The 16,094-nt window shown below is 47.7% G+C and carries 14 protein-coding genes; 4 read left to right on the forward strand and 10 right to left on the reverse strand.

Annotation, left to right across the window (positions count from 1 at the left end):
* The first annotated feature begins 659 nt into the window (after window positions 1-659).
* Window positions 660-3,047: a ribonuclease E gene (rne, locus tag LAY41_RS28970; RefSeq protein WP_249105646.1), complete on the forward strand. Its 2,388-nt coding sequence runs from the start codon at window positions 660-662 to the stop codon at window positions 3,045-3,047.
* A gap of 1 nt (window position 3,048) precedes the next feature.
* Window positions 3,049-3,699 (forward strand): ribonuclease HII, encoded by a 651-nt coding sequence (locus LAY41_RS28975; protein WP_249105648.1) that lies wholly within the window; start codon window positions 3,049-3,051, stop codon window positions 3,697-3,699.
* Here the strand turns inward: LAY41_RS28975 and LAY41_RS28980 are convergent.
* Complete coding sequence (locus tag LAY41_RS28980) at window positions 3,696-4,280, reverse strand: DUF1997 domain-containing protein (protein ID WP_249105650.1); 585 nt, start codon at window positions 4,278-4,280, stop codon at window positions 3,696-3,698. The two genes, LAY41_RS28975 and LAY41_RS28980, sit on opposite strands and share 4 nt — an antisense overlap.
* A gap of 262 nt (window positions 4,281-4,542) precedes the next feature.
* Here LAY41_RS28980 and pheA point away from each other — a divergent pair, with 262 nt between their 5' ends.
* Window positions 4,543-5,385, forward strand: coding sequence for a prephenate dehydratase (gene pheA, locus LAY41_RS28985; protein ID WP_249105652.1), 843 nt, complete (start codon window positions 4,543-4,545; stop codon window positions 5,383-5,385).
* An 11-nt stretch (window positions 5,386-5,396) separates the two neighbouring features.
* On the forward strand, window positions 5,397-6,806 hold the full coding sequence (locus LAY41_RS28990; RefSeq protein WP_249105653.1) for a hypothetical protein: 1,410 nt from the start codon (window positions 5,397-5,399) through the stop codon (window positions 6,804-6,806).
* A gap of 64 nt (window positions 6,807-6,870) precedes the next feature.
* Here LAY41_RS28990 and LAY41_RS28995 read toward each other — a convergent pair whose 3' ends face one another.
* The 9 genes from LAY41_RS28995 to LAY41_RS29035 all read right to left on the reverse strand — a co-directional run bounded on the left by LAY41_RS28995 (window position 6,871) and on the right by LAY41_RS29035 (window position 15,849).
* Entirely contained in the window at window positions 6,871-7,512 is a 642-nt protein-coding gene (locus tag LAY41_RS28995; RefSeq protein WP_249105656.1) for an LON peptidase substrate-binding domain-containing protein, read from the reverse strand.
* A gap of 135 nt (window positions 7,513-7,647) precedes the next feature.
* Entirely contained in the window at window positions 7,648-7,965 is a 318-nt protein-coding gene (gene rpsJ, locus LAY41_RS29000; RefSeq protein ID WP_249066492.1) for a 30S ribosomal protein S10, read from the reverse strand.
* A gap of 129 nt (window positions 7,966-8,094) precedes the next feature.
* Window positions 8,095-9,324, reverse strand: a complete 1,230-nt coding sequence (tuf, locus tag LAY41_RS29005) for an elongation factor Tu (protein WP_249105658.1) — start codon at window positions 9,322-9,324, stop codon at window positions 8,095-8,097.
* A 106-nt stretch (window positions 9,325-9,430) separates the two neighbouring features.
* On the reverse strand, window positions 9,431-11,506 hold the full coding sequence (gene fusA / locus LAY41_RS29010; protein WP_249105660.1) for an elongation factor G: 2,076 nt from the start codon (window positions 11,504-11,506) through the stop codon (window positions 9,431-9,433).
* Window positions 11,507-11,599: 93 nt separating this feature from the next.
* On the reverse strand, window positions 11,600-12,070 hold the full coding sequence (rpsG, locus tag LAY41_RS29015) for a 30S ribosomal protein S7 (protein WP_249105662.1): 471 nt from the start codon (window positions 12,068-12,070) through the stop codon (window positions 11,600-11,602).
* 118 nt (window positions 12,071-12,188) lie between these two features.
* Window positions 12,189-12,569: a 30S ribosomal protein S12 gene (rpsL, locus tag LAY41_RS29020; protein WP_249105664.1), complete on the reverse strand. Its 381-nt coding sequence runs from the start codon at window positions 12,567-12,569 to the stop codon at window positions 12,189-12,191.
* A gap of 132 nt (window positions 12,570-12,701) precedes the next feature.
* Window positions 12,702-13,064 (reverse strand): HesB/IscA family protein, encoded by a 363-nt coding sequence (locus tag LAY41_RS29025; protein WP_249105669.1) that lies wholly within the window; start codon window positions 13,062-13,064, stop codon window positions 12,702-12,704.
* 97 nt (window positions 13,065-13,161) lie between these two features.
* On the reverse strand, window positions 13,162-13,575 hold the full coding sequence (locus tag LAY41_RS29030) for a phosphomannose isomerase type II C-terminal cupin domain (RefSeq protein WP_249105666.1): 414 nt from the start codon (window positions 13,573-13,575) through the stop codon (window positions 13,162-13,164).
* A gap of 213 nt (window positions 13,576-13,788) precedes the next feature.
* Window positions 13,789-15,849, reverse strand: coding sequence for a phosphodiester glycosidase family protein (locus LAY41_RS29035; RefSeq protein WP_249105668.1), 2,061 nt, complete (start codon window positions 15,847-15,849; stop codon window positions 13,789-13,791).
* Window positions 15,850-16,094 lie beyond the last annotated feature (245 nt).

Raw genomic sequence — 16,094 nt, forward strand, 5'->3', positions numbered from 1 at the left:
AGGCAAGTAAAAATTAAAAGGTAGAAACGTAGCGAGAGTTACTCCTTTGTTTCTTTTGCCTTTTTACTTTTGCCCTTTTCAGCGCTTCGGGCAGAGTTTGATGCTGCTTCCCCTTAACAAGAGGGGTGTTAGAGGAATAAACTTTTATACTCTGACATATGACTGACCCCCAAATAGAATTTGGGGCTTTGTAAAGAACCAGAAGCCAACTGGTTTGAGCAAGACCTAGCTCTGATAAGCAGTCAGCACCTGAACGTGGCGATTTAAAACACATCCTCTCTTCTTGATTCCCCGGTCGATCTAGGTAGCAAAGCGTATTGGACGCGAGTAAAAACTCGACATATTATGATGTGGCGAAACATAACCCAACCGATGCGGTACGTAAGTACATCTGACTTTTGCTATTCGTTAAAAAGGGAAATTTTAGTGCGTAATCGACCTAGAAGGGCACTACACAGCTTAACGGTTGAAGACTACTTTCAGACTTTTGTAAAGGCGGCAATGACCAATTTCTAATTTCAGATTGAAAAAGGGAAGATTGTTAATTCAAGATAAATCTTCCCTTTTTCTTTAATTTGAAATTTGCTAATGATTGATGTATCTGTGCTTTAAAGCAGGTCTATATGCTGCTATCTTGTGCTAATTTTTGAGGAATTTGAATGCCAAAGCAAATAATTATCGCTGAGCAGCATCGCATCGCTGCTGTATTTTCCGAAGATCAAATTCAAGAATTAGTTGTTGCTACCGGAACCCACCAAGTAGGTGACATTTATCTCGGCATTGTTGAAAACGTACTCCCTGGTATAGACGCTGCCTTTGTTAACATTGGAGACCCCGATCGCAACGGATTTATCCACGTATCTGACTTGGGGCCACTGCGGTTAAAACGCACTGCTGGGGCAATTACAGAACTGCTGACACCCCAGCAAAAAGTTCTAGTGCAAGTAATGAAGGAGCCGACGGGAAACAAAGGCCCCAGACTTACTGGCAACATTACGTTACCAGGGCGCTATTTGGTGCTGATGCCGTTTGGTCGGGGTGTAAATCTATCGAGGCGCATCAAAAGCGAAAACGAACGCAACCGTCTGAGAGCCTTAGCTATTCTGCTAAAACCGGCAGGTATGGGTTTGCTGGTGCGAACAGAGGCTGAAAATCGCCCGGAAGAAGCTATTATTGAAGATTTAGAATCGCTGCAAAAACAATGGGAGGCTATTCAACAAGAAGCGATCTCAACGCGAGCGCCTGCACTGCTAAATCGGGATGATGATTTTGTCCAGCGGGTACTGCGAGATATGTATAGCGAGGATGTGAATCGGATTGTGGTAGATTCGCACACTGGCGTCAAGCGGGTGAAGCAACAATTAATGAGTTGGAGTGTCGGAAAGGCACCGCAAGGGGTTTTGATTGACCATCACCGCGATCGTCAGCCGGTGATGGAATACTTCCGCGTTAATGCTGCCATTAAAGAAGCTCTCAAGCCTAGAGTCGATCTCCCCTCTGGAGGCTATGTGATCATTGAGCCAACAGAAGCACTTACGGTTGTTGATGTCAACTCTGGGTCTTTCACTCGATCGGCTACAGCCCGGGAAACCGTTCTCTGGACAAACTGCGAAGCCGCTACCGAAATTGCCCGTCAGCTGCGCCTGCGTAATCTTGCCGGTGTAATTATCATTGACTTTATCGATATGGATTCCCGGCGAGACCAGTTGCAGGTGCTAGAACACTTTAATAAAGCGCTCAAAGCCGACAAAGCAAGGCCGCAGATTGCACAACTGTCCGAACTTGGCTTAGTGGAACTGACCCGCAAACGGCAAGGCCAAAACATTTACGAATTATTCGGTCGTCCTTGCTCCACCTGTGGAGGATTGGGCCATCTAGTGCATTTGCCCAGTGAAACCGCCGCCCGTGAATTCGCTCCCCTGGGGATAATAGCACCCGCGCCGAAGAGCGATCGCGAATCAACAATACTGCCTCCTGTCGCTGGGTCGTCCTATCGTAGCGAATCGGCTTCCCAGACTTTAAGCCCGTCCCTGCCAAAGAGCTCGAGCGCATTTCCAACGGTAGAAGACATTCCAGACGGTTCTGGAATGCCTTCCTTAAGGGGGGATTACCGTTCGTCAGAAAGTCGTCCAGTGCTACCCACACCCTACGGACAAGGGGAAGCTCCACGCGACTCTTTTGAACAAGAAAACTACTGGGAAACAGACCCTTACGCAGACGATCTGGCGACCGGCTCGGATCTAGACGTGGATGTTATGAATCATCCCAGCTATCAGGAAAGCGGTGCAGCAAATAATTCTCGCCGTCGGCGTCGTCGCCGCATTGGTGATGAAAATGAACGCCCAGAAGAAGAGTCTGGCAAGCTGAGTCCTTTCATGCCTTCCACTGCGCCAGCTAGCCAACCGGGCATCGATCCAAAATGGATGAGCGAGCCCGAACCGGCGACTTCAAAGCCGTTTTCGTCAACAGGGCCGAAATCCATCCGGCTTGATCCATCGCGGATAGAGCGACCTGCTAAGCCAGAAACTTCACCTCCAGAGATAGTTTCTGTAGAAATGACGCCAGAGGAACAGCAAGTTTATGCGTTTATGGGCGTCTCGCCGATTGTGCGTTTAAATCGGCAGCTTAAAAATCCCAAAGCCGCAACTGTGATCGTCAAGTTGCCGGGACAAGCGGAGGAAGATATTCCTTATGAAACAGCACAACCAAGTACAGGCAGAAGTGATGTCGCTCGTACAGAAGTGGACAGAACAGTTCCGAACTTCCCAACTGAGCAAGATTTTGACTATGAAACAGCACAACCAAGTACGGACAGAAGTGATGTCGATCGTACAGAGGCGGACAGAACAGTTCCGAGCTTCCCAACTGAGCAAAATTTTGACTCAGACTCGAAGAGAGAAAACGAAGACACAGATACCGCTGACTTCCCTGCCGAGCCTAATGATGTAGGCATGACATCCAGCGAATCCGATCGGGCCGATTCTTTAATGGTACGGCGTCGTCGTCGCCGTCGCTCCTCAGCCACGGACGGTGAGAACAACCAATAAAATGGTCAAAAGTCACTCATTCAAAAGTCACTCATTCAAAAATCTCCCTTGTCCTCCTTGTCTCCCTTGTCCCCCACTCCCCCCTACGGGAATAGTTGCAGGGGTCGATGAAGTAGGGCGGGGTTGTTTATTCGGCCCGGTAGTTGCGGCTGCGGTGATCTTACCCGATGCCGCATTAGGCGAACTTGCCGCAGCCGGTATTAAAGATAGCAAACAACTAACTAGCCTTGGGCGACAACGATTTGCCTCTAGAATTCGGGCAATGGCGCTAGATTACCAAATCGGAATGGCCTCTGCCCGTGAAATTGACCGGCTCAATATTTTTCAGGCATCCTTGTTGGCAATGAAGAGAGCTGTAATAAGGCTATCGGTGCAGCCGACTCTTTGCCTAGTTGATGGTAAATGGCCTATTCCAGACCTGCCGATGCCACAACAGTCGATCGTGAAGGGTGATGAGCAGTTGGTAGCGATCGCAGCTGCCAGTATTCTGGCTAAGGTGTGGAGAGACGAGCTAATTCTTCGCTTGGCCGCCAAATACCCCGAATATGGTTTAGATGCCAATAAAGGTTACGGCACTGCGCGACATATACAGGCTCTACAAGAGCATGGCCCTTCACGCTGGCATCGGCGTTCTTTTCGTCCGTGCCGCTAAGCAAAGTCTGACTGACCTGCTAGATCTGGTGCTTGAGCAGAAGCAGTATTTGCCGTAGCACTCGCCCATTTGCGATAATCCAACAGCAGTTGGTGCATCAACCGATGTTTAATCGTTAACAATACACTTTTAAGCAAACCGTTGCCAGTAGCTTCCAGCACTGGCTTGGGGGTTAACCAGAATGGAGGTGGTAGTTCAACTTGCACTTGTAAATCCGCTTTCCCCTTCAGGTAAGTGACTCCGTTGATTTGGGATGGAAACAGCCGTCCTTTCAGGTCAAGTGCAAACCGTTGGTTAATGTATTCCATGCCCAGGATTTGACAAGCCACAGACTTTAAATGGACAATACCGTCGCCTTCTGTCCACACCCGCATATCTACAGTGGGTTGAATCGTCAGCATCATAAAGCTGAGGGGGCGCATTTTCAGGCGAAAAAGTTCCTCGCCCAGCTGCTCAATCCGACTTGACTCGACCAGCGCTTGCACGAGACGTTGAGGCTGACGCAAATAATGCTTAATCGGAATCGGTTGCTCTGGAACAACAATTTCAACAGATTGGGAAGCGACAAATCGGGTTTGCATGGGTAGAAGGAAACAGAAGGTTGTTTTGTATGATTATTAATTAATTTTCCGTTACAGTTCTTAAAACATCCGCTTGGAAGTCTTAATCATATCATTGCTGTACAGCCACTCATAGTAGGCTGTATAGCAATGATATCTGTCTGCGATCGTAACAGGTTTATCTATGGCTTCCGCCTCTACCAAAGGCATCAACACGGTAATGAAAAAGGAACAGTTTACGCCGTATTGTTGATAAAAATTAACAAACTGAGATCTGAACTTTATGAGTATATCTATTTCACACTTGGGGCCAACTGGCACTTACGCTGAAGCAGCTGCCCTAGCTTACGCTAATTGGCTGAGTCTGGAAAAAGGCCAGAAATGCTTTTTGTGTCCTTATCCCAGCATTGCCCAAACACTCCAAGCAACGGCTGATGGGCAAGCTCATCTAGCTGTTGTCCCGGTGGAAAATTCTCTTGAGGGCAGTGTATCTATGACGCTGGATACGCTGTGGCGACTGGATACTCTGCAAATTCAACAAGCTTTGGTGTTGCCGATTTGCCATGCTATGCTATCATCTGCGGACAATTTAGAAGCAATTCGGACAGTTTATTCCCACCCACAGGCTCTAGCTCAGTGTCAGGGGTGGCTGGACAAGTTTATGCCTTCGGTTCAACAGGTGTCGATGAATTCAACTACAGAGGCGTTAAAGTATTTGGAAGAGGATGGGACGGCTGGAGCGATCGCTTCAGGGCGAGCTGCCGAAATCTACAACTTACCCATTCTTGCCTGCCCAATTAATGATTTTTCGAGTAACTACACGCGGTTTTGGGTGCTAAGTTTACAACCATCTCCCGGAGGCAGTCACACCTCCCTGGCTTTTAGCGCTCCGGCGAATCTACCAGGGGCGCTTGTCAAACCGCTGCAACTGTTCGCAAAACGAAATATTAACCTGAGTCGAATTGAGTCGCGTCCAACAAAGCGATCGCTCGGCGAATATCTGTTTTTCATCGATATAGAAGCTGACGCCACTCAACCATTTGTGAAAGCAGCTTTAGATGAGTTAATAACTTACAGTGAAACTTTGAAAATTTTTGGTAGTTATAGTGTTTTACCTATTGAGTAAACATCTAAATTATGTTTGAAGCTGCTCAAGGCATTCCCGGCTTACCCGATTTGACACAGCCAACTCAACTGATAGAATTTGGGTCAAGGGTACGTCGCATATTCTTTTTTATCGCAGGCATAGTGGGGTTTTTGGGAATCGTGCTTGCCTTACTCAACTTTTCGGGCCGACGAAACGAACCAGAACTAGGGATTGCGATCGGACAATGGTTAGAAGGCTACTCGGTATTACTGCGAATGCAATTGCATGGAGCCTTAGTTCTCGCTCTGGTAGTGACAGGTTTTTTTCTTTGTTCAACTTTAGCTAATCGTTATCACTTTTGGGAACAAGCGCGAGTTTCTCAAATTGCCGAAAGCGTTTCTGGAGAGAGGTTAGAACAATCAGCACCTCAAATACGTTACGTTATTCAAGAACCTTACTCTTATAATACTCAAGCTGGTAATAGAATCGTGCGGGTACAGGAAACGCGCACGAGCAACCGCTTTTTATCAGTCGCCGGATCTCAAATTCAGGTTAAAATCGACCAAACCTCAGATCCGCAAAAGAGAGGACGAGGAATTTATCTGGTAGACTTTAGCGCTGACTACCGAGTTGTTAACCTACTAGATACAACTCAAAATTTTTTCTTTGAATTATCTCCTCCTAGCAGTTACTCATTACTGCAAAACTTTAAGGTAGAGCAAAACGCTACAAGGCTAAACCCAACTAATCCTGGTGAATATAGTTTTCCGTTTAGTATTGCGCCAGCAAAAGAAACAAGCTTTCGAGTAACATATAAGGCTCAAGGTTCCCCACGCTGGGTGTATAATGCTAACGGACAATTATTGTCGAATTTTCGCCTCTCCGTGCTGGCAAATTTCTCTGGTGCTGATTTTGCTAGCGGTATTGTGCCAACTGAAAGTAAGGTCGAAGAAAAAGGTACTCGATACACTTGGATATTTGATGATAATGTTTCCGTCCAAAACCCATTTGGCGTTTTTACTGCTACAGAGCGAGTCCAAAATACAGGTATTTTACCGCGTTTGCTAATATTGGCTCCCGCTTTATTTCTGTGGTGGTTATTGTTGCTGTATTTGTCCCTACCGATGAGTTTACGGGATGTAGCGATCGCAGGTGGCGTCTTTTTTGCCTGTATCCTAGCTTTGACTTACTTTAGCCGAGTGATAAATCCCCAATTAGCTTGGTTAGTAATTTCACCATTCCTTTTAGTTTTAGCTTGGGGACTGGGAAGAACATGGCGTGCTTCCCTTGCCGCTTTTATTAGCACCATTGCGGGAGGAGTTCTGCCAGTTTTAGGATTATTAGTACCGTATAGCGGTTTAACTTTAAGTCTGGCAGGATTGCTCTCTGTGGCTTGGTTAGCAGCGCTAAATTGGTATGGTTTCTATCGGTTGAACCAGGAAACGCGACCCCCAGGCTAGCTCCATAAAAACCGAGTTTCTAGAGCATTAGAGAAACTCGGTTTTTGTAAAATTATTGTAATTTTCAGCTTTTGAGCGTATCTTTCAGTACAGTGCGAGCTGCCAGGTGATTGCGGGTGGAAGTCAAAATTTCCGCTTCGCGTTCGAGTCGGGCGGCGGTATCCTCCATTTCTAGCAGCGATTGCTGTTCTGCTGGTACACCGTAGAGGTTGCTGGCAACCCAATAGGATAATTCCCTGGGCAGACTGGGAATGTCATCGGGTAATTCAATATTTTGGTCTGTCAACTTAGCCGAAAGACGAACTACATCTCGCAACAGTTGTTCCACCTCTGACCCCAAAGAATTTAATTGCTTCTGGGGAGGTCGATCTTCAATCCATTCCACCAAACCAACTCTGTAGGGCTTATCTCTAACGTACTCTAGGACGCGGAACCTTTGCTGGCCTAAAGTTAAGACCTTCATGCGATCGTCCGGTAGACGCTGATACCGGATAATTTCGGCACAGCACCCAACAGATGCGGGGTTACCGGATGATTCCATCTGCAATACCCCAAAGCGGCGATCGCTTTCCAGAATGGTGTTCATCATGATTCGGTAGCGAAACTCAAAGATATGCAGCGGCAGGGGTCTACCTGGAAACAAAACGACTTCCGGCAACGGGAAAAGAGGAAGCTCTCGCACAGCAATTGAGGAAGAGGGTGCCATAGTACAGTCAGTAAAGGCGCTTCTTTAACTACTTTAGCCGATCTGCACTATAAAAAAGCAAGAAATATCAATAAATAAGCCTTTTAGAAATAATCCTAAAAGGCTTAGATGGAAAATAATTTACTAATGCGCCGATTAAAGTTTTACTTCGATATCCACACCTGCTGGCAGATCGAGTTTCATCAAGGCATCAATAGTTTTAGAAGAAGGTTGATAAATGTCGATAATACGGCGGTGAGTGCGCGTTTCAAAATGTTCCCGCGAATCTTTATCTACGTGAGGGGAACGCAGAAGGCAATAGATTTTCCGGCGCGTGGGGAGGGGAATGGGGCCGATCGCTGTAGCTTGCGTCCGATTGGCTGTATCGACAATCTTCTCGCAAGAAGTATCGAGCAGACGGCGATCGAAAGCCTTAAGACGAATACGAATTTTTTGTTGCTGAAGTGCTGCCATTTTAAATTTTCTAGGTTCTGAGTAGTGGGTAAGGGCAAATGCTAGTGAAATGCCCTGTTAGTTCAAAGAAGGATGCCAAAGGAGCAGAAAGGCATCTGCTTTCTGCTCCTTATTTATTTGGAGACGCTTCTACTTCAGGATTTTAGAAACGACACCCGCACCAATAGTGCGACCGCCTTCGCGAATAGCGAAGCGCATACCTTGTTCGATCGCGATCGGGTTAATTAACTCAACCGTCATCTTGATGCGATCGCCCGGCATGATCATCTCCGCCTCAGCGCCATCATCAGATGTGAACGCTTTGATCGTACCTGTTACATCTGTTGTCCGCACATAGAACTGAGGACGATAGCCTGCGAAAAATGGAGTCTTCCGACCACCTTCTTTTTCCGTCAGTACATACACTTCCCCTTCAAATTGAGTGTGAGGCTTAATCGTACCCGGCTTGGCTAGCACCATACCGCGCTCGATATCTTCCTTCTTCAGACCCCGAAGCAACAGCCCTACGTTATCTCCTGCCATTCCTTCGTCCAGAGTCTTCTGGAACATTTCCACACCCGTGACAGCCGTGCTGCGAGTATCTCTGATTCCCACCAGCTCGACTGTTTCGCCTACCTTGACTTTACCCCGCTCGATCCGACCAGTGGCGACTGTACCCCGACCCGTGATCGTGAACACATCTTCTACTGCCATCAGGAACGGCTTGTCAATCTCCCGTTCTGGCGTGGGAATGTAGGCATCGACAGCATCCATCAGAGCGTAGATTTGATCGACCCACTCATCCTCACCCCGTGGGGTTTTGGGACTTTTCGTCATTTTTTCCAACGCCAGCAGTGCCGAACCTGCCACGATGGGAATATTGTCACCATCGAATTCATAAGAACTCAATAGTTCGCGCACTTCCAAATCCACCAGTTCCAACAATTCTTCGTCATCCACCATGTCTTTCTTATTCAAGAAGACAACTAGGTCGGGGACGCCCACCTGCTTGGCTAGGAGGATATGCTCCCGCGTCTGAGGCATTGGGCCATCAGCCGCCGACACGACCAGAATGGCACCGTCCATTTGAGCGGCACCAGTGATCATGTTTTTCACGTAGTCCGCGTGTCCGGGGCAGTCTACGTGGGCATAGTGTCGGTTTTCAGTTTCATACTCAACGTGGGCTGTGTTGATGGTGATCCCCCGCGCTTTTTCTTCTGGAGCAGCATCAATATCAGCATAGCCCTTGGCTTTCGCGCGACCGATCGCTGCCAGGGTCATTGTAATTGCCGCTGTTAAGGTTGTTTTGCCGTGGTCAACGTGACCGATCGTGCCGATGTTGACGTGGGGCTTATTCCGTTCAAACTTTGCGCGTGCCATGAATTTAGATGTTCCTTTTCCTTTGATCGATTATCGATTGGAGACTAAAGATTTTAGATCTTAGATTCAATTCAATCTAAAATCTAAAATCTTTAATCTAAAATCGTTATGCGTTCCCTTTGCTCTTGGCGATGATAGCTTCAGCCACGTTACGCGGCACTTCTTCGTAGTGGCTAAACTCCATCGAGAAGATGCCCCGGCCTTGCGTCTTAGACCGGATATCCGTAGCGTAGCCAAACATTTCTGCCAGCGGTACCTTAGTGGTTACCTTGGCAATTCCCTGTTCGGAGCCCATTCCTTCGATTTGACCGCGACGGGAGTTGAGGTCACCCATTACATCTCCCAAATAGTTTTCGGGAACTTCCACCTCAACTTTCATCATAGGCTCCAACAGCACGGGCGAAGCCTTCATCACAGCGTCTTTGATTGCCATTGACCCAGCAATTTTAAAGGCCATTTCTGAGGAGTCTACGTCGTGGTAAGACCCATCTACCAGGGTTGCTCTCAGGTCAATCACCGGGTATCCGGCCAAAATCCCTGATTCGCAGCTTTCTTTGATTCCTTCCTCGATCGGTTTGATGTATTCTTTGGGAATGACACCACCGACAATTTTGGAGACGAATTCAAAGCCGGTTCCCGGTTCTCCAGGTTGGACTTCGATCACTGCGTGACCGTACTGACCTTTACCACCGCTTTGACGGATAAATTTACCTTCTGCCCTGACAGCTTTGCGTATCGTTTCGCGGTAAGCAACTTGCGGCGCACCGACATTTGCTTCTACCTTGAATTCGCGCAACATCCGGTCAACCAGAATTTCCAGGTGCAATTCGCCCATCCCCGCGATCACGGTTTGGTTGGTTTCGGGGTCATTGCGGACTCGGAAGGTGGGGTCTTCTTCCGACAAGGAATTGAGAGCTTTGGAGAGCTTCTCCATATCCTGTTTGGTTTTTGGTTCAACAGCTACGGAGATGACTGGCTCTGGAATAAACAAGGACTCTAGAATCACAGGGGCGTTTTCATCGCAGATGGTATCGCCGGTAATGGTGTCCTTCAGACCAAGCGCAGCGCCTAAGTCACCCGCTCTTAGTTCATCCACATCAATCCGTTCGTCCGCCTTCAACACAATCAGGCGAGATACTCGTTCCTTTTTATCTTTGGTTGAGTTAAGGACGTAGCTGCCCTTTTTGAGGACGCCAGAGTAAACCCGAATGAAGGTTAGGCGACCGTAGGGGTCTGCCATGATCTTGAAGGCTAAGGCTGACATCGGCTCGCTATCTGCGGCGGTCCGCAATACCGGGCTGCCATCTAGCAATTGGCCTTGAATGGGAGGAACGTCTATTGGGGCGGGCAGGTAATCAACCACGGCATCCAACAATGGCTGAACGCCTTTGTTTTTGAAAGCCGAACCGCAGAGCAGGGGCACGATCGTACCAGCTATAGTACCTTTCCGCAGTGCCGTTTTGATTTCCGCTTCGGTGAATTCTTCGCCTTCTAGGTATTTCTCGGTTAGGACATCATCTGTTTCGGCTACGGCTTCGATCAGCTTGAGCCGGAATTCGTCTGCTTTGTCTTGCAGGTCAGCCGGAATGTCTCTTTCCTCGATTTCTTTTCCTTGATCGTCTTTATAGAACGAGGCTTTCATGCGTACCAAGTCTATGATTCCCTGGAAGTCATTTTCTGACCCTATAGGAAGCTGAATAGGTACTGCATTTGACCTCATGCGATCGACGATCTGGTCGTAAACTTTATAGAAGTTTGCTCCCGTCCGATCCATTTTATTGACGAAGACAATCCGAGGCACGTTATACCGATCTGCCTGCCGCCAAACTGTCTCCGATTGAGGCTGCACTCCACCTACCGAGCAGAATACAGCGATCACCCCATCTAATACCCTCATGGAACGTTCGACTTCAATGGTGAAGTCAACGTGCCCTGGTGTATCGATGATGTTGATTTTATGGTCTTTCCAACTGGTGGTGATTGCGGCAGCAGTAATGGTAATTCCTCGCTCCCGCTCTTGCTCCATCCAGTCAGTTACGGTGGTTCCTTCATGGACTTCTCCAATCTTATGAACCGTTCCCGAATAGAACAGAATCCGTTCTGTTGTTGTTGTCTTGCCCGCATCAATGTGGGCTGCAATCCCGATGTTGCGTGTTCTTTCAAGCGGGACGATACGTGCCACGGCTACCTCCTTTGGTTATTGCCGTAGATAAAAATTCGTTACTCTCTGTTAAGATTCTATACTTTTCTGATGCCCTCGCGGGTAAATCGGGAATCAATACCGATAATGGGCAAAAGCTTTATTTGCTTCCGCCATCCGGTGAGTTTCTTCCCGTTTGCGAATTGCGCTACCCGTCTCGTTAGCGGCATCCATCAGCTCGTTAGCCAATTTGCTGGCCATTGTTCGTCCGGCTCTCGCCCTAGAAAATTGAATCAACCAGCGTAGGGCTAACGTTGCACCCCTGTCCGCACGGACTTCCATTGGCACTTGGTAGGTCGCACCGCCCACCCGGCGAGCTTTCACTTCTACCAAGGGCGTTGCATTGCGGACAGCCCGCTCAAACGTTTCCAGTGCATCTCCACCTGTCCGTTCCTCAATTATTTTAAGGGCATCATAAACAATTCCAGATGCAACGGACTCTTTCCCACTTCTCATTACCCGCCGCATAATCATGGTAACTAGGCGACTGTTATACACCGAGTCGGGTGGTATGGGACGTTTTTGAATGACAGCACGACGAGACATATTAAGCCAATTCCATGAAATTTCAAATGCCGACGCTAATTGCTTAGGCAAAGCTTAGAGTGAGTACATTTTTTGCTTTTGGGCCTCCAAAAGTGGCCAGACGCAAGATGAAAGCATCTCACGCCTTTGGTTTAGGACGCTTTGTTCCGTATTTAGAACGACCTTGACGGCGATCTTTTACTCCGGCAGTATCTAAAGTACCGCGAATAATGTGATATCTGACTCCGGGCAAGTCCTTTACCCGACCGCCCCGAATCATCACTACGGAGTGTTCTTGCAAATTATGACCGATGCCCGGAATATAGGATGTCACTTCAAACCCAGAGGTGAGGCGCACTCTGGCTACTTTGCGTAAAGCTGAGTTGGGCTTTTTAGGAGTTGTTGTATAAACTCTTGTACAAACGCCACGGCGCTGCGGGCAACTCTTCAACGCTGGAGATTTGGTTTTCTTGCGCGCTTTTTGCCGTTCATCACGAATTAGTTGTTGGATTGTGGGCATGAACTCTCAATCTACAGTTTCTGGCTGCTTTAAATTAACCACAAATGTAGATTATATCGCTTTTATTTTCTTTATGTCAACTGCCTAACAAAACATCATAGGTTAATGCTTTTGGGCCACAAAGCCCGTACTTCAGCGATCGATCGAGAAGGAGTTACCGCAGCCACAGGTTTGAGTCGCATTAGGATTATGAAAGCGAAAACCGCCACCCATAAGATCTTCTGAGTAATCTAAGGTGAGGCCATCAAGGTATGGAAAGCTTTGAGCTTCCACGACCACTTGCAAACCATTGCAATCATAAACCCGATCGCGCCTAGCGATCTGGGTAAGACCCAGATCTGTTTCACCGATCGCATCGTCAAACTCCATTGTATACAACATTCCAGAACAGCCACCGGGCTGAACGCTGAGCCGAAACAGTGCCACTTTCCGCTGTTTTAGCTTGGCTCTGAGCCGTTTTACTTCACTGGCTGCTGATGCGCTGAGATGGATCATTGACTTAAAAAAGAACAAGTCATTGGGCATTGAGCATTGGGCAAAGGGAATTTTAGATTTCAGACTTTAAATCTAAAATCTGAAATTCACTCTGCCCCTAGTTGCGGGCGTAATCGTCTTGAAAACGGACAATATCATCTTCCCCTAGATATTCTCCATTTTGCACCTCAATCAAGATCAGAGAAATAACACCAGGATTTTCCAGCCTGTGATTGGTACACTGGGGAACGTATGTAGACTCATTAGCGGCAAGCAACCGTTCTTCATCTCCACAAGTTACTTTAGCAGTACCTGAAACCACGATCCAGTGTTCGCTGCGGTGATGGTGCATCTGTAAGCTAAGCCGGTGACCGGGCTTGACTTCAATTCGCTTGATCTTGTAACCCCGTCCTTCTTCCAAAGTAGTGAAGGAACCCCAAGGACGCAGTTCTGTTGCTGCAACTGTGTTTGGTGTTGCTAGGAGGGATGAAGGTCGCACGGTTACTTGAGAAATTTCTTGAGACTGAGCCATGACTTCTTTCCTTGAGTGCCGATCTAGAATTAATTTTGTGAAAATATATGAAAAGAGAGGAAGATTTTCAACGATCGGATCGGTAATACGGCGAAACCTTAGCTAAACATAACAAAATCTACCTGGCATCTGTCACGGCAAAGTCACTCAATAGTGGCAATTTATATCAATTCTTCATCTAGGAATTGTTATCTTTAAAAAAACTTTAAATGTCTATGGATTAGGCCCAATAAAAATGCCCAAACCGTTATGAACGCGAGCGGCACTACGAGGGGCTCGATTGATCAGTTGACCCCCAAGGTAAAGACTGGTGGAGCTACCGCCATCGAGGTTGAGAGCATCTACTGCTCCTATAAGTCTCATGAGTTCGGCAATTTCATTCAAACTAGGGCCAGGGCCAACGGTGCGGTTGCCAACAGCTACTATCAAAATATTACCTGCGGTAGTTGTGCCGATCGCGCTGCGATGAGCAGATTCGTTAATAAAGGAATCGCGGAATTGTTCGGCTTTAGCATCCAGAACAATCTTACCTTTTTGCAATAAAACTGGCCCCGCCCCTACAATGTGGGGGTAGCGGTCAAACTCAGCTGGAACAGAATAGCTTTCAAGGGTTACAACGTTGCCAATAGCAAGCGCAGAAGCAATATCAAGCTTCTGTACGCCCGAACTGTCTCGTAAGACGACTAGATAGCCATCAGGCGGGATGGGGAAGGATGTTTTACTCGGTATACCATTAGGCAGAGGGGTTTTGCTGAATGCTTCTGCACTGATTACTTGATTGTTTTGAACGGTAATAATAGTTTCGTTGTCGGTAAGGGGATTGTAAGTCGATCCCCACTCGGTCGTATGGAGGGCAAAACCTGACTGCACGTAGCCGCTATTAACAGAAACAATGGGTAAATGCTCGCCAGTTGATGTATTTAAAGTTTCCTGAAGGCTCAGATGTCCGATTTTTACTTCACCCGCATCATTCCAAGCGATCGCACCCCGATTTAAAATTGGACTGGATAGCCAGCGACCATCAAGACGAATCGCTCCTAACGGTAACTGGGTATTGCGATTAAAAAAGCCAGCATTAATGGCACCGGCAACCTGCCACTGCTTAGCTTGCTCAATTAAAGGGGCAGTTCCCACCAAACTATTACGATTGCCCCAAATCGGTCTTAGCGCCACAGACTGACGGGGATTGATTTCCAACCATACCACTGGGAAACGAGAAGTCCCCAAACTGAGAATCTGTTGTCTGTAGCGCAGTCCCGGAGCCCAAATAATATCTCGCTCTACCATAGCTTCAGGAGCTATGTCAATAACTAAGCGATAGGGACTTGGTAAACTCCAAATTCGCGGACGTAGACCGGAAGAAATGTCTACTCGGATGGTAGTGCGATCCTGACTTGTTTCAATCTTTAATGGTAGCCCTGGTTTGGGAGGAGAGATCGGTGGTATTGGTGCGTCGAGCGGGGGAAACCCTTGGTTAGAGGTTGCAACTTCGTCAGGAGGTTTGGGATTGTAACGCGACAGAAGCGATGGGGTAGCTACCCCATCTATTTGTAAAGTAAGTACGGCACCTTCTTGACTGACTTGCCAGGGGGTTGGGCGATCGAGATCCAGAACGATGCGATGTGCTACCGTCTCTTTATCGCTGCCAATGAGCGAGTCCTGTCGGATATCGTTGACTGTAGCGGCAGGCGAGTTAATTCGCAGTGTTGTACCATCAACTTTTATCTGCCAACCGGCTGAATGAGCAAAATCGGTAATATCTAGATAGCGGTATTGGTTTGTTAGCCAAGTAGCAAGAATTAGTGGTGACGCTGCGGGTTCGGAAAACCACTGCACTGGCTGTCTGGTTGAATCCCACGTACTCAGTAACTCGACTCCGATTGTTTGCGTTAACCCGACATCGGCTACTCCGATGCGAACCCTTTGGCTTCCTGTTAGTTGCCACTGGCTCCACAGTGCGGGCCGAGTCCGACCGTTTAAGGCGATCGCGTCGCCCTGTATAAGCAACTTAGGTTGTCCTGAAGAAGGCTTGGGAACAGCAACGGGCAACTGTTTGCTCAGAATCGTCATTGGTTTTGCCAGCACCAGTTGCTCTTCTTTTTTTAGAGAGGAGATTGTCACCCACAAGGATATGGCGATTATAGACACCATTGCCAGTCGAAAGCGTTTGTGTCTTTGTGGCAATATGCTATAAGTGTCGAAGAGCGATCGCTTGTAGCGCAAAAGCCACCGAGAAAGAGAACGAAAAAGTCGAGTTTTAAGGAGCCTAACCATATCGGCTTGCAGTTATGTTTAAAATCAGCGCTTAGGCAAAATTACTTATAAAACCATAAGATATACTACGCTAAATATCAAAGAATCATGACCTGACGCTTGATTATTTTTCGCTCCTTGGCCTCATAATGGAGTAGGAAACGCTCTGAATGGCAGAGGGGCAGAGGGGCAGAGGAGCAGAGGAGCAGAGGAGCAGAGGAGCAGAGGAGCAGAGGAGCAGAGGAGCAGAGGAGCAGAGGAGCAGA

Origin of the sequence: Argonema galeatum A003/A1 (genome assembly GCF_023333595.1) — a bacterium.
GTDB classification, from domain to species: Bacteria; Cyanobacteriota; Cyanobacteriia; order Cyanobacteriales; family Aerosakkonemataceae; genus Argonema; species Argonema galeatum.

Excerpts from the sequence above, each read along its gene's own strand:
- rne (WP_249105646.1), top strand. The coding sequence starts at position 660 with ATGCCAAAGCAAATAATTATCGCTGAGCAGCATCGCATCGCTGCTGTA.
- LAY41_RS28975 (WP_249105648.1), top strand. The coding sequence starts at position 3,049 with ATGGTCAAAAGTCACTCATTCAAAAGTCACTCATTCAAAAATCTCCCT.
- LAY41_RS28980 (WP_249105650.1), bottom strand. The coding sequence starts at position 4,280 with ATGCAAACCCGATTTGTCGCTTCCCAATCTGTTGAAATTGTTGTTCCA.
- pheA (WP_249105652.1), top strand. The coding sequence starts at position 4,543 with ATGAGTATATCTATTTCACACTTGGGGCCAACTGGCACTTACGCTGAA.
- LAY41_RS28990 (WP_249105653.1), top strand. The coding sequence starts at position 5,397 with ATGTTTGAAGCTGCTCAAGGCATTCCCGGCTTACCCGATTTGACACAG.
- LAY41_RS28995 (WP_249105656.1), bottom strand. The coding sequence starts at position 7,512 with ATGGCACCCTCTTCCTCAATTGCTGTGCGAGAGCTTCCTCTTTTCCCG.
- rpsJ (WP_249066492.1), bottom strand. The coding sequence starts at position 7,965 with ATGGCAGCACTTCAGCAACAAAAAATTCGTATTCGTCTTAAGGCTTTC.
- tuf (WP_249105658.1), bottom strand. The coding sequence starts at position 9,324 with ATGGCACGCGCAAAGTTTGAACGGAATAAGCCCCACGTCAACATCGGC.
- rpsG (WP_249105662.1), bottom strand. The coding sequence starts at position 12,070 with ATGTCTCGTCGTGCTGTCATTCAAAAACGTCCCATACCACCCGACTCG.
- rpsL (WP_249105664.1), bottom strand. The coding sequence starts at position 12,569 with ATGCCCACAATCCAACAACTAATTCGTGATGAACGGCAAAAAGCGCGC.
- LAY41_RS29025 (WP_249105669.1), bottom strand. The coding sequence starts at position 13,064 with ATGATCCATCTCAGCGCATCAGCAGCCAGTGAAGTAAAACGGCTCAGA.
- LAY41_RS29030 (WP_249105666.1), bottom strand. The coding sequence starts at position 13,575 with ATGGCTCAGTCTCAAGAAATTTCTCAAGTAACCGTGCGACCTTCATCC.
- LAY41_RS29035 (WP_249105668.1), bottom strand. The coding sequence starts at position 15,849 with ATGGTTAGGCTCCTTAAAACTCGACTTTTTCGTTCTCTTTCTCGGTGG.